The following is a 13,492-nucleotide window of genomic DNA, read 5'->3' as shown; positions in this document are numbered from 1 at the left end:
GTATGAAGCGCGCCGCACCCGCGCGCGGCCACGTAGAGTTTTCCCAGGAGGCTGAGATGAATACATACACCACGGTGCCCAGCGGCGAACAGGTGGTCCAGGAACTGCCCTGGCGCTGGAAGGTGCAGGGCCGGATCTTCCTGATCGGCGGCCTGGGCTTTATGTTCGACGCCTGGGACGTCACGCTCAACGGCATCCTGATTCCGCTGCTGTCCAAGCACTGGTCCCTCAGCCCGGGCGAGGCCGCCTGGATCGGCGCCTCGAACCTGATCGGCATGGCCCTGGGCGCCTTCATCTGGGGCACCATCGCGGACACGATCGGGCGCAAAAAGGCCTTCACCGCCACGTTGCTGATCTTCTCGCTCTTCACCGTGCTGGGCGCCTTCTCCCCCGACTTCCTCTGGTTTGTCGCCTTCCGGTTTATGGCCGGCTTCGGCCTGGGCGGCTGCATCCCGGTGGACTACGCGCTGGTAGGCGAGTTCACGCCCCGCAAGCAGCGCGGCAAGGTGCTCACCGCGATGGACGGCTGGTGGCCGATCGGGGCCGCGCTGTGCGGCTTCGTGTCCGCCGGCCTCGTGGCCCTGTACGGGGACTGGCGGCTGACCATGCTGGTCATGGTGCTGCCGGCGCTGCTGGTCTTCTGGGTCCGCCGCAGCGTCCCCGAATCCCCGCTGTTCCTGATCCGCAAGGGCCGGCGGGACGAGGCCGCCAAGGTGATCGATGACCTCGTCGCCGCGACCGGGGCGGAGCCCCGCGTTTACAGCCTGCCCGAGGCGCAGGATGCGCCCCGGCTCTCCGCCGGCAGCGCCTGGACCCAGCTGCGCCTGCTCTGGCAGTACGACTGGAAAATCACGACGGCGGCCTGGTCCCTGTTCTTCAGCATCCTGCTGGTCTACTACCTGTCGCTGACGTGGATGCCGCGGATCCTGATCGGCGCCGGATTCGAGGAGTACAAGGCGTTCCTCACCACCGCCTCCATGGCCGCCGTCGGGCTCCTCGGGGTGGTGGTGGCGGCGCTGCTGGTGGAACGCGTGGGGCGCAAGTGGATCCTGGCGATCACCGGTCCGCTGTCCGCGCTGACCCTGGTGATCGTCGCGATCGTGGTGGACATCCCGACGGCGGCCGTGTTCTGGCTGCTGGTGTTCGGCTTTGTGGTGCAGGTGGCCATCCCGGTGCTCTACGCCTATGTCTCCGAGCTGTATCCGACGGAGCTGCGCGGCTCGGGCTTCGGCTGGGCCTCGACGTTCTCCCGGCTCGGCGCCGGCTTCGGCCCGCTGGTCTTCGCGGCGTTCCTCTGGCCGGAACTGGGGCTCGCGACGTCGTTCGCCGTCGCCGGTGTGCTGGTGCTCCTGAGTGTGCTGTGGATGGCGTTCTTCGCGCCCGAGACCAAGCAGCGCCAGCTCGCCTAGGCGCTCACTCCGCCAACTGACTCGCAGCAGGGGCCGTTTCGAGCGTCCAAAACGGCCCCTGTTGCGAGTCAGTTGGGCTGCCAGCCACGGCTGGCGAGAGCGGCCCGGACCTTGGCGACGGCGGCGCGTGCGTCGTTCGCCATGTGCCGTTTGGAGATCCGGACAAGGATCCACCCAGCCCCGCTGAAGTCCTCTTCCTTGGCGATGTCGCGGATGACTTGGGCTGCTTCGGAATGCACGGCGCCCTCGTACTCCACGGCAATTCGGTACTTCGGATAGGCAAGATCAGGTTGACGTACGACGCCGGGGCGCAGGACCGTGCCCACGTTTAGGTCCGGTTCCGGCAGTCCCGAACGGCACAGCGCGAGCCGGAGCCTCGTCTCGGGGGCCGAGTCCGCACCGATCCGGGCCTGTTCGAGGGCCAGCCGCGCCTTGCGGATGCCGGGCGTACCCTTGTGCCGATCCAGCATCTCGGCCAGTTGCCCCGGACTGGCGTAGGGCTTCGTCGGGTTCTCGATTGCAGGCCGGGGATGGCGCAATAGGTGATCCGCCACCACGGTCAGCTCGTCAACGCTCATCTTCCGCGCGCAGTCCAGCCACGTCCGGGTCCGCGTGGTGACCAGCACGCCGTCGACCCTGGTGATTTCGTCGTCGAAGAACTGCCCGACGTGGCCGATCACGCCCCTTCGCCGCGGTATCGCCATCGTGTCAGGGCGGGAAATGTGGATGCCGGGAGCATGCGAGCCCGGTAGGAAGCCCGGAAAGTCCCAGATCAGGAATGCTGTCGCGTGGGAGGCCGCGGAGAATTGCGTCACTAGGGTCAGGGGCCGGGCTTGGAGGTTCAGTGAATCGGGCAGTTCAGCCAGCAATCGGATCCCGCGGCTCGGAATGTGCAGGGAGCTGTGCTTGAGCCGGCGCCGGCTGACCCCGACCTCGGCTGCCTCTTGGACGGTAAACGGCGCCGACAACGCCGCCGGGAGCGGTCGGGGTGTCTTCATCGACCCATCGTCGCAAAGCCAGGTACTGCTCCGGAGAGTTATCCACAGGCATTCGCCGGCCTATGAAAGTGACTCGCAGCAGGGGCCGTTTTGAGCGTCCAAAACGGCCCCTGCTGCGAGTCAGTTGGGTGGGCAGGCTACTCGCGGTCAGGGCGTCTTTGCGGCGGCGAGGGACGCCAGCGTGGAGACCAGGAGCCGGCGTTCCACCACCTTGATCCGTTCATGCAGGGAGTCCTCGGTCTCGCCGTCCCCGACCGTCACGGCTTCCTGCGCAATGATCGGGCCCGTGTCCACCCCGGCGTCGGCCCAGTGCACCGTGCAGCCAGTGACCTTCACGCCGTAGGCCAGCGCGTCGCGGACGCCGTGCGCGCCGGGGAACGCGGGCAGCAGGGCCGGGTGCGTGTTGAGGTATTTGCCGCCGAACGCGTCGATGAAGTCCGCACTGACGATCCGCATGAACCCTGACGACACGACGACGTCGGGCGCGTACGCGGCCACGGCTTCGGTGAGCGCCGTGTTCCAGGCGGCCCGGTCCGGGTAGGCCTTGAAGTCCACCACGAAGGTCGGGATGCCGGCGGCGGCGGAGCGCTCCACCCCGTACGTGCCCGGCCTGTCCGCGCCGACCGCGGCGATCTCGACGTCGAGCCTGCCCTCTTTCACGGCGTCGATGACGGCCTGGAGGTTGGAGCCGGTGCCGGAGACGAGGACTACGATGCGCATGGTCTTAGCTTATGGGGCCGCTCGCGTAGGCTGGAAAACATGAATCCCCCGAACGACTCCGGCAGCCAGGGCGGCCAGGGCGGCCAGCCGCAGGGCCAGCATCCGCTCAGCGACGCGGCCAAGGCCTCGCAGGCGAAAACCCACATGCTGTTCCGCAGCTTCATCGTGGCGGTGCTGGGGTCGTTCTTCGTCTACCAGTTGGACATCAATTACCTCTGGCTGAGTGCACTCCTGACGGTGGCCGCGATCGTGCTGGGCATCATGGTGCTGGTCCGGTACGCCAAGTTCAAGGAATCCAGGTTTGTGCTGTTCGGAACGATTTCCGGGCTGGTGGTTGTGGCCGTGCAGGTGCTGCTGCTTGTGTCCTCGGCCCTGTTCTTCAACCAGGTCCGGGATTACCAGCAGTGCAGCCGACAGGCCCTGACCCAGCAGGCGGCCTCCAAGTGCCAGACCCAGCTGGAAGAATCGCTGCCCCGGTTCCGCTAAGCGCGGTTCCGCTAAGCGCGGTGCCGCCGAACGTGGTCCCGCTAAACGCAGAGCCGCGTCACAGGGACGCCGGCTCCAGGTCCGCTTCGCGCAGCTTCTGCTGGCGTTCCAGCCACGGTCCGGCGGCGTAACCGATCACGACGCCGATCCCCACTTCCGCGGCCACGAACAGTGCCGTCCGGAGCGGATCGGGTCCAATGTCCGTGAGCCGCCCGATGCCCGCGGAGCCGCGGGCCAACCAGGCCAGACCGGCCGCGAGCAGCCCGGCGACGCCGCCGACCATCACGCCGAGCGCCAGGGTGGACACCGTGGCGGTGAACCAGCGCGCACGGACCTTGATCGAGAGCCATTCGTCGAAGTGGTTTTCGCCCTCCCGCAGGAACCACCAGCCGGCCAGGATCCCGGCGAGGACCGGTACCACCAGCGCCGCGGCACCAAACTCCATCGATCCGGCCGGCAGCGCAGCGAACACCGGGATCGACGGCAGCGGCCCGACGGCGGTGCCGAGCGCCCCAGCCTGGGAGCCGACACCGAGGGCGAAGCCCGCACCGGACGTCCACGCGAGCGCGAACAGCGCCAAGTTGGGCAGGAAGCCGAGCTGCGCGATGGTAAGCACGGCACCGCCCCAGGCTCCGGCGTCGAGCGCTTCATAGACCGCGATCACGAGGTTCCAGTGGATGAACAAGGTGGCGGCGAGCAGCACGCAGGACATCGCCAGGCTGGCCATCAGCGCCACGAAGCCGGCTTTGATCGCGGACCCGAGGTAGGAGCCGGCCCAGCGCGAGTGCTGGCTGGTACGGGAGAGCCAGGCGACGGCGTCGACGCCGATCAGCCGGCTCCAGGAGCCGGCCTCGCGGCGGGCTCCGATCACCATGCCGAGCGCGAACGGGATCAGCGGAATAAGGGCGGCGGACCACAGGCCCACGCCGACGTCATGCGTGCGGCAGACAAAGCCCGTGGTCAGGCCGAAAGCGGCGTACATCAGCCACGAGCCGAGCAGCGCCTGCCAGAGCTGGTCTGTGTAGGACGCCCGGGCGAGCCGCCGGCCCGCGCGCCAGGCCAGCAGGAACGGGACGAGCGTCAGCCCGAGCGGGATTAGGGAAAGGACGCCGGATTCCGGCTGGGCCGCGGATCCGACGCCGGCGGTGTCCAGAAGCAGCGGAACGCCGTGGATCAGCAGCCAGGCCTGGCCGGCGAGGCGGGCCAGGGCATCGGGCGCCCCATTCAGGAAACCGGCGGTGGCCCACACGGCGAGAATCGGCGCCGCCACCACCAGTGCGGAGATGAAGGCTGCCTGCGCGGACTCGAGGGCTCCCTGCAGCCACAACGGCATCGGAAGTCCACGTTCCCCGGTCTGATCAGCGCGCAGTTTCATCGTGTTCCATCGTGCCATGTGCAGGGGTTCCCGCCCGGTACGACAGGCTCAAAGTGCCGATTTCGGCAGGGATTCTTCCCCGTTTCAGGTAGTGCGCCCTCAGTTCAACTGTTCCCCTATCCAGCGCTTTTTTCCCTACCCGGCCGTAAAATTGGAATGTCCGCAATCAGTGGTTGGAGGCAGAAAATGACTACCGCATCTCCACATGCACATGGCGTTCACTTCGGACGCACAGATGTCCAGAACGTCGGCATGGGTGTAGGTATCGTCCTTATAGTCGTGGGCATCCTGGGGTTCATCCCCGGCATCACCACGCAGTACAACTCATTGGCGATCGTTGGACCGAATTCCACGGCCCTGTTCCTGGGCCTGTTCCAGGTATCGATGCTGCTGAACGTGATCCAGGCCCTCATCGGCACCATCGGCGTGGTGATGTCCCGGAACAACCCCATGGGCGCCCGGAACTTCCTCATGGGCTTTGGCCTGCTGTACGTCGTCCTGAGCGCCTACACGCTCATTGTCGGTGTGGGGGCGGCGGCCAATTTCCTGTCGCTGAATGTCATGGGTGCATGGGGTTTTATGATCTTGGGCGTAGCAATGGTAGTCGCCGGCTGGCTGATGTCGAGGCATCTGGCCGACGATGCACAAACCCGGTAAGCGAACACCGGGAAAAAGGGAGCCGCGAATGAGTAACGTTTCATAGCAATCTGAAAATTCGTACTACCTGCTGGTGCAGTCGCCTCGCGGAAACGCAGCGGCTGCACCAGCTTTCTTTGTGGTTGGGGTTGGTGGCGGCGCGTGGGGTCCCTGATGGTTAGGGCGTTGGTCGCGCGACGCGAGAGCGGTCGAAACATCACCGCCCCTCCGCGTCGGCCTGCGGCCCTTCCCATCTGCGCAGAACCGTCACCCCGCATACGTTGTCCGCGGCAGCCTCCGGTGCCCGCACGCCCGCAAATCCCCAACGCACCGCACGCCCGACCCGCGCAACTCTCACCCACGAAACCGCACTCCTGTAAATATTTTCACTTTAATTAGGACAGAATCATTGACCTGCTAAAAATCTTCACTATAGTTATGTGAGTCAGCTCACCAAGTGAAGGACATCGAATGACCGCCGAGAGCACCACGGGCAGTGCCCCCCTTGCCACCAGCGCCTTGTTGGCCACGGTCGGCAACAAGGTGCGCTCCATGCGCAAGGAAAAGGGCATGACGCTCGCCAAGCTCTCGGAGATCACGGGCCTCAGCCCGGCAATCGTCAGCCAGATCGAACGAGGCCTGGCGAATCCGTCCTTCACCACCCTGGCGCAGCTGGCCCACGGCCTGGACATCCCGGTCGGGAAATTCTTCATCGGCCAGGAAGAAACCAGGTCCCCCGTGGTCCGCAAGGCCGATCGGCGCAACCTGAAAGGCGTCACCAAGAAATCCGTGGGCGAGGCAGTCTATGAACTGCTCACACCCGACCTCAACGGCGCCTTGGAAGCCCAATGGATCGTCAGCCCGCCCGGCCATGACACCAGCGCTACCCCTTTCCGCCACAGCGGCGAGGAATTCGGCATCATCCTCGCCGGCCGGAAGGACATCTTCCTGGACGGCGAGTGCTACACGCTCGAGGAAGGCGATTCCATCACCTTCTCCTCGGACACCCCGCACTGGTACAAGAACAGCTACGAAGAGGTATGCGTAGCGATCTGGGTCAACGCACCTCACGCGTGGTAGCGGCGCCGACCCCAAGCGGCCCCTATCGTTTCCCACTGTCGCGGTCCCCCACGGCCCGCTGACAGTCCTTGCCACATTCGCAGCCACCGCCCCTTAACCCCGGACGGCGATGCGTCATACCCTCCCCCGCCTCCCAATGGCGTCAGCGTAAGGACAATTCCATGCTCGACACCCCCATGCTCGACAGCACCCGGCCTGACAGCGCAGTCACGGCCCCGAAAAACGCAAGAGACACCAAAAAATTCACCCCCGAGGTCCGCAAAGGTCTTCTGGGCCTCGGCCTCGGCAACGCCCTGGAATGGTACGACTGGATGGTCTTCGGCCTCCTCTCCGCCTTCATCGGCCCCAATTTCTTCCCCAACACCGATCCCCTCTCCGCCACGCTGAACGCCCTCGCCGTGTTCGCCGTCGGCTTCGCGTTCCGGCCGCTGGGCGGCATCATGCTCGGCACCCTCGCGGACCGGATCGGTCGACGCCGGGTGATGCTGATGTCGATCATGCTGATGGCCGGCACCACCCTGGTCATCGCCGTCTGCCCCAGCTACGAACAGATCGGCGTCTGGGCCGGCATCATCCTCGTGGCGTGCCGCATCCTGCAGGGCATCTCCACCGGCATCGAAGCCCCGCTCTCCACCTCCCACGCCGTGGAACTGGTTCCGGACGGCCGCGAAGGCTACGTCGCCGGCATCATGTCGTTCTACGTCAACATCGGCATCCTGCTCGCCTCGCTGGTCAGCTTCCTGTGCAGCCTCACCCTCGGCGGCGCCGTGATGGCCGAATGGGGCTGGCGTGTGCCGTTCATCATCGGCGCGGCCTTCGGCTTCGTCGTCGTATACCTCCGCCGGGCCCTCCCGGAAACCCTCAAGCCGGAAGAAATGGCCAACAACTCCTCCGGCGCCGTCTGGACCGGGGTCCGCAAGCACTGGCTCTCCGTCCTGGCCATCATCTTCGTCGTCGGTGCAGCGCAGGCCTACAACTACGCCTGGAACGTCGGACTCCCCAGCGCCGCCCGCAGCGGCTTCAAGGAAGACCCGACGGCGGTCTTCGCCCTCACCACCGCGCTGGGCGTGATCCTCGTGGCCGGCAGCTGGATCATCGGCAAACTGGCCGACGGCAAGTCGATGTCCCGCTGGTTCCTCATCACCCGCATCCTGGCCATTCCCTCCGTGTTCCTCATGCTGATGTACGTCCAGCCCGGCATCGGCGGCTTCGCGGCGGTCCTGCTCGGCGGTTCCCTGGTTCTGGTTCTGAACATGACCCTCTACAACGTGGTCAGCACGTCCCTGATGCCCAAGAACTGCCGCGGCACCGGCGTGGCCCTCGGCTACGGGATCGGCGTCGCCCTCTTCGGCGGCACCGCCTCCTACCTGCTGGTCTGGCTCCAGTCCACGAACCTCAGCTGGGTCTTCCCGGTGTACGTCGCCGTCCTGTCCATCCTCAGCATCGTTTTGTACCTCGCGGCCCGCCGCACCAACGGCATCTTCGTCGGAAAGTAAGGATCCCTCCTATGAACTCCCTTGACCCCCAAATCTCCCTGGACCTCCGCACCACGACGGCGGACCTCACCGCCCCGGTCATCTCCCGCTCCGACGTCCTCGTGGTGGGCGGCGGCCCCGCAGGTGTGGCCGCCGCCGTCACGGCCGCCCGCTCCGGCGCCTCGGTCACGCTGCTGGAACGCTACTCCTCGCTCGGCGGCCTCGCCTCCGGCGGTATGGTCCTGGTGCTCGATGACATGATCAACGGCCAGGAAATTACCGTCACCGGCATCGTCTCCGAGTACGTCGAACGGCTCCAGAAGCTGGGCCTGGCCATTGTGCCGCCGGCCGATGACCGCAAGACCTCCGAGGAACTCTGGAACAAGTGGGGCCGCTACGGCACCTTCGACTTCCACTCCCACACCACCCCGAAGCCGGTCTGCTACGCCGCGGCGTTCGATCCGGACGGCTGGAAGCGCGTCTCCAACGACCTCGTCCGCGAAGCCGGCGTCAACCTCCGCCTGCACTCCTGGTTCTCCCGCCCCATCGTGGACAACGGCGTGATGAAGGGCGTCATTTGCGAGACCAAGTCCGGCCCGCAGGCGTTTATGGCGGACATCGTCATCGACACCACCGGCGACATCGACGTCGCCTCCCGGGCCGGTGCCAGCTACGTCAAGGACAGCTACCTCACCACCCTCGTCTTCCGCCTCGGCAACGTGGACACCAACGCCGCCGAAGCGTTCGAGCAGGCCAACCCGAAAGAAGCCCGCGCCATCAACCGCAAGATCAAGCGCCTCCTCGGCGGCGCCTGGGAACTGTGGTGGCTCAAGACCCCCATCGACGGCGTCGTCTGGTGCAACGCCCCGCACATGACCGGCTTCGACGGCGTCGACCCTGCGGACATGACCGCCGCCGAGTTCGCCGCCCGGGACCGGATCTCCGAGGCCGTGGACTACGTCCGCGCCAACCTGCCCGGCTTCGAGAACTGCTACATGCTGGACGTCGCCTCCCAGATGGGCGTCCGGCAGACCCGCCTGCTCGAAGGCGAGTACGTCATGACCAAGGACGACGTCACGTCCCGCCGGCACTTCGCGGACACCGTGGCCCGCGGCCGCGACTACTACTACCCGTACAGGTCGCTGCTGCCCAAGGAAGTGGACCAGCTCCTGGTCGCCGGCCGGCACTACTCCGCCACCCCGGAAGCGCAGAAGATGTCCCGCGAGATCCCGCCCTGCATGGCCATGGGCCAGGCGGTCGGCGTGGCCGCCGCCATCGCCATCGAACAGGGCGTCACCGTCCGCGAAGTCTCCCCGCTGGAGATCCAGCAGGGCATGCGCCGGCACGGCGCGGACCCGGGCGACGTCCCGTCGTCGAACGCCACGCTGGACCTGGACGCGGTGGTGGGGGTATGAGCACCGTGATCGAGGAACTCCTCGCCGGAGGCGAGACTTCAGAACGCACGACGGCGGCCCCCTCCGCCGCCGGACCCGAAACTACCGCTGAACGCCCCGGCACCCCGCTGCCGCTGGACGGGATCAAGATCGTGGACTTCACCCAGGTGTTTATGGGCCCGTCCTGCACCCAGCTGCTGGGCGATTACGGCGCGGACATCATCAAGGTGGAACGCCCGGGCGCCGGGGACATCTCCCGCAACTCGTTCCCGGACAAGGACGGCCAGGACAACCCGATCTTCCTGTCCATCAACCGCAACAAGCGCAGCATCTCCGTGGACACCCGCACGGACGAGGGCAAGGACGTGCTCCGCCGCCTGCTTTCCGATGCCGACGTGGTGGTCAGCAACTTCCGCTCCGGCGTCATGGAACGGATGGGCTTCGGCTACGAGGACCTCAAAGCGCAGAACCCCGGCATCATCTGGGCCTCCGGCACGGGCTTCGGCCCTGTGGGTCCGTACTCGCACAAGGGCGGCCAGGACGCGATCGCGCAGGCCTACTCCGGGGTGATGTGGCGCCGCGAATCCGAGGACCAGAAGCCGTCGATCTACCCCACCACACTCTGCGACTACATCACCGGCATGCACCTGATGCAGGGCATCCTGCTGGCCCTGCGCACCCGGGAGACCGCCGGCGTGGGTCAGAAGGTGGAGGTGACCATGTACGACTCCATGCTGCACCTGCAGATGCAGGAGGCCTGCATGCAGCTCAACCGCGGCTACGAGGTCAACTGGGGCGCCATGCCGCTCAGCGGCGTCTTCGAAACCACCGACGGCGCCGTATGCATGGTGGGCGGCTTCACCCCGGACCCGCTGGCCCGCATTTCCGAGGCGCTCGGCCTGGACGAGGACCTCACGCAGCGCCCCGAATTCGCGACCCTGGCCGAGCAGTTCCAGCACAAGCCGGCGCTGCAGGCGATCTTCCGCGAGCGCATCGCCACCAACACCACCGAGTACTGGACCACACGGCTCGAGGACCAGGGCCTCCTGAACGCGCCCGTGCACACGCTGGAACAGGCCCTCGCCGACGCGCAGACCGAAGCCAACGGCATGGTGGTGGAGGCCGAGCACCCCGGCGTCGGCACGGTGCGTATGCTCAACGCCCCGATCCGGCTCTCCGCCACCCCGCCCACCGTCCGCCGCGTGGCGCCACGGCTCGGCGAGCACAACGTGGAGGTCCTGCTGGAGAACGGCTTCGACGCCGAGACCATCAAGCGCCTGCAGCAGCTGGGGGTGCTCCGGTGACCGCCGTGTCAGTGGAAGGCACTGTGTCAGTGGAAAGCACGGCGGGCGCCGCGTCCGCCGCCGCCGCGCCGGTGGATCAGGTCACCCTGACCATCGAGAACCACGTCGCGACGGTGGTCATCGACCGCCAGCACGTGCTCAACGCGGTCGACGGCCGCGCCCAGGCCCGGCTCAACTCGATCTGGGATCAGCTGGAAGCCGACCCCGACGTCCGCGCCGTCGTTATCACCGGAGCAGGCAGCCGGGCGTTCTGCGCCGGGGCGGACATGTCCTCCTCCGCCGTCGACAAAACCGGGCTCGAGTACTGGGCCGGGCTGGACCCCAACGGGTTCGGCGGGCTCAGCCTGCGCACCAGCCTGGATATTCCGGTGATCGCCCGGGTCAACGGCTACGCCCTGGGTGGCGGCATGGAGATGGTGCTCGGCTCGGACATCGTGATCGCCGCGGATACCGCCCGCTTCGGGCTGACGGAGCCGCGCGTCGGGCGTTTGGCGCTCGACGGCGGCATCCACCAGCTGGTGCGCCGCATCCCCTACACCCAGGCGATGGGCATGCTCCTCACCGGGCGGAAGGCCGAAGCCGCGGAAATGCAGTCCATGGGCCTGGTCAACGAGGTGGTCCCGGCGGAGGAGCTCGACGCCGCGGTGCAGCGCTGGCTGGAGCAGATCCTCGCCTGCGCGCCCACGTCCGTCCGGGCCGTGAAGCAGATGGTCACCCGGACCGGGCACCTGACCGCGGCCGAGGCCCGCGGGCTCCGGCTGCCGGCGCTCATGGCGGCGCTGGACAGCGAGGACTCGGCCGAGGGCGTCCGCGCCTTCCAGGAAAAGCGCCGGCCCGTGTGGCCGGGACGCTGACCATGCACGAACAACCAGTTAAGGAGAATCCGATGCGGGAGTCACTGGCACCCGGAGTGTGGGGCGTCGTCGCCACGCCGTTCCAGGGCAGCACCCTGGATGTCGACACCGACAGCCTGGCCGGGCTCGTGGAGTACTACGAATCCATCGGCGCCACCGGCCTCACCGTCCTGGGCGTGTTCGGCGAGGCCGCCGCGCTGACGGCAGCCGAACGCAGCCTGGTCCTTGAGGTCGCCGTCGAGGAAACCGGCCTGCCCCTCGTGGTGGGTGTGACCTCGCTTTACACCGGCACCGCCGTCGAGGAAATCCGGGCGGCGCAAGCCGTGGCCGGCGAGCGGCTGGCCGCCGTGATGGTGCAGGCCAACTCCGCCAACCCCGCGGTGGTGGTGGCGCACCTGAACGCCATCCACCAGGCCACCGGCGCGAAGGTGGTGCTGCAGGATTATCCCCTGGCCAGCGGCGTCAGCATCAGCACCGGGTCCCTCATCAACGTGGTGCAGGCCTGCCGCTTTGTCATCGCGGTCAAGGCGGAGGCCCCGCCCACGTCCGTGGCCATCGCGCAGCTCACCGCGGCGTTTGATGTGTCCGTGTTCGGCGGACTCGGCGGCCAGGGGCTGCTGGACGAGCTCCTGTCCGGGGCGGCCGGGGCCATGACCGGTTTCTCCTACCCCGAAGCGCTCATCGCCTGCGTCCGCGCCTGGCAGAGCGACGGGTACGCGGCCGCCCGCGATGCCCTGCTGCCCTACCTGCCGCTGATCAACTTCGAGCAGCAGGCCCGCATTGCGCTGCCCGTCCGGAAGGAGTGCCTGCGCCAGCGCGGGTTGATCGCCGACGCCGGCGTCCGCGCCCCGGGGGCACCGTTCCCGGAGGTCCTCCGGCTGAGCATGCTCAATCATCTGGCGGAAGCCGCCGCGGCATTGGACGCGCGCCCGGCCTTCACCACGGCGGGGAGCTTCTGATGGATCTCGGAATCAGCGGCAAGACCGCCCTCGTCGCCGCCTCCACCGGCGGCCTGGGACTCGCGATCGCCCGCGCCCTCGCCGGGGAAGGCGTGCGCGTCGCCGTCACCGGGCGCCGGCTGGACCGTGCCAAGGAGATCGCTGCCGAGCTGGAGGCCGACGGGCACCACGCCATCGGAATAGAGGCCGACCTGAGCACCCCGGCAGGGGTGGCAACCGCCGTCGAACGCTCGGTCGAAGCGCTGGGACCCATCGACATCCTGGTGCTCAACGGCCCGGGCCCCAAGCCCGGTGCGGCTGCCACCCTCAGCGCCGACGACATCGCCGCGGCCTTCGAGCTGCTGGTCAAACCGCACCACGCGCTCGTTTCACACGTGCTGCCCGGCATGCGGGAACGGCGCTGGGGCCGGATCCTCGCCGTCGGCTCCAGCGGCGTGGTGGCTCCCCTGCCCAACCTGGCCGTGTCCAACACCGGGCGCGCGGCCCTGGCCGGCTACCTCAAGACCCTCGCCGCCGAGGTGGCACTCGACGCCGTCACGGTGAACATGCTCCTCCCCGGCCGGATCGCCACCGACCGTGTGGCCGAACTGGACCAGGCCGCCGCCAAACGCCGCGGCACCACCGTCGAGGAAATCCAGCTCGAATCCCGCAAGACCATCCCCGCCCGCCGCTACGGCGAACCCGAGGAATTCGGCGCCGCCGCCGCGTTCCTCTGCAGCGCCCCGGCGTCCTACATCACCGGCATCGCGCTCAGGTGCGACGGCGGCCTGATCCGCAGCCTCTAAACGTCCCGCCCTCTCCC

General features: G+C 67.6%; 13 protein-coding genes. 10 read left to right on the top strand and 3 right to left on the bottom strand.

The window, feature by feature from the left end:
* The first annotated feature begins 56 nt into the window (after positions 1-56).
* Complete coding sequence (locus AC6EUH_RS06430) at positions 57-1,409, top strand: MFS transporter (RefSeq protein ID WP_499738133.1); 1,353 nt, start codon at positions 57-59, stop codon at positions 1,407-1,409.
* Positions 1,410-1,477: 68 nt separating this feature from the next.
* On the opposite strand, the gene AC6EUH_RS06425 is transcribed toward AC6EUH_RS06430, so the two are convergent.
* Positions 1,478-2,407 carry a hypothetical protein gene (locus tag AC6EUH_RS06425; protein WP_499738132.1) on the bottom strand — a complete coding sequence of 310 codons (930 nt, stop codon included), beginning with the start codon at positions 2,405-2,407 and terminating at the stop codon, positions 1,478-1,480.
* Positions 2,408-2,554: 147 nt separating this feature from the next.
* Positions 2,555-3,127, bottom strand: a complete 573-nt coding sequence (gene purN / locus AC6EUH_RS06420) for a phosphoribosylglycinamide formyltransferase (protein ID WP_499738131.1) — start codon at positions 3,125-3,127, stop codon at positions 2,555-2,557.
* Between the two features lie 39 nt (positions 3,128-3,166).
* Here purN and AC6EUH_RS06415 point away from each other — a divergent pair, with 39 nt between their 5' ends.
* The gene (locus AC6EUH_RS06415; RefSeq protein ID WP_499738130.1) at positions 3,167-3,613 is read left to right on the top strand and encodes a hypothetical protein; all 447 of its coding nucleotides are present in this window, start codon (positions 3,167-3,169) and stop codon (positions 3,611-3,613) included.
* A gap of 58 nt (positions 3,614-3,671) precedes the next feature.
* Here the strand turns inward: AC6EUH_RS06415 and AC6EUH_RS06410 are convergent, their stop codons facing one another.
* Entirely contained in the window at positions 3,672-4,988 is a 1,317-nt protein-coding gene (locus tag AC6EUH_RS06410) for a cell division protein PerM (protein WP_056432903.1), read from the bottom strand.
* Positions 4,989-5,240: 252 nt separating this feature from the next.
* On the opposite strand from AC6EUH_RS06410, the gene AC6EUH_RS06405 reads away from it, so the two are divergent.
* The 8 genes from AC6EUH_RS06405 to AC6EUH_RS06370 all read left to right on the top strand — a co-directional run bounded on the left by AC6EUH_RS06405 (position 5,241) and on the right by AC6EUH_RS06370 (position 13,475).
* Positions 5,241-5,645: a DUF4383 domain-containing protein gene (locus tag AC6EUH_RS06405; protein ID WP_499738129.1), complete on the top strand. Its 405-nt coding sequence runs from the start codon at positions 5,241-5,243 to the stop codon at positions 5,643-5,645.
* A gap of 450 nt (positions 5,646-6,095) precedes the next feature.
* A complete protein-coding gene (locus AC6EUH_RS06400; protein ID WP_056432900.1) occupies positions 6,096-6,704 on the top strand; it encodes a helix-turn-helix domain-containing protein in 609 nt (202 codons plus the stop codon).
* Between the two features lie 176 nt (positions 6,705-6,880).
* Positions 6,881-8,200: an MFS transporter gene (locus tag AC6EUH_RS06395; RefSeq protein WP_499738206.1), complete on the top strand. Its 1,320-nt coding sequence runs from the start codon at positions 6,881-6,883 to the stop codon at positions 8,198-8,200.
* Between the two features lie 11 nt (positions 8,201-8,211).
* Positions 8,212-9,594 (top strand): FAD-dependent oxidoreductase, encoded by a 1,383-nt coding sequence (locus AC6EUH_RS06390; RefSeq protein WP_056432892.1) that lies wholly within the window; start codon positions 8,212-8,214, stop codon positions 9,592-9,594.
* Complete coding sequence (locus tag AC6EUH_RS06385; protein ID WP_499738128.1) at positions 9,591-10,877, top strand: CaiB/BaiF CoA transferase family protein; 1,287 nt, start codon at positions 9,591-9,593, stop codon at positions 10,875-10,877. Before AC6EUH_RS06390 ends, AC6EUH_RS06385 begins: the two co-directional genes overlap by 4 nt.
* Before the next feature lie 29 nt (positions 10,878-10,906).
* Positions 10,907-11,731 (top strand): enoyl-CoA hydratase-related protein, encoded by an 825-nt coding sequence (locus AC6EUH_RS06380; RefSeq protein ID WP_499738127.1) that lies wholly within the window; start codon positions 10,907-10,909, stop codon positions 11,729-11,731.
* A 32-nt stretch (positions 11,732-11,763) separates the two neighbouring features.
* Positions 11,764-12,690, top strand: a complete 927-nt coding sequence (locus tag AC6EUH_RS06375) for a dihydrodipicolinate synthase family protein (protein WP_499738126.1) — start codon at positions 11,764-11,766, stop codon at positions 12,688-12,690.
* Positions 12,690-13,475: an SDR family oxidoreductase gene (locus AC6EUH_RS06370; RefSeq protein WP_056432886.1), complete on the top strand. Its 786-nt coding sequence runs from the start codon at positions 12,690-12,692 to the stop codon at positions 13,473-13,475. Before AC6EUH_RS06375 ends, AC6EUH_RS06370 begins: the two co-directional genes overlap by 1 nt.
* Positions 13,476-13,492 lie beyond the last annotated feature (17 nt).

Source organism: Arthrobacter sp. 001422645, from assembly GCF_059816125.1.
This window is presented reverse-complemented; position numbering and strand designations above follow the sequence as displayed.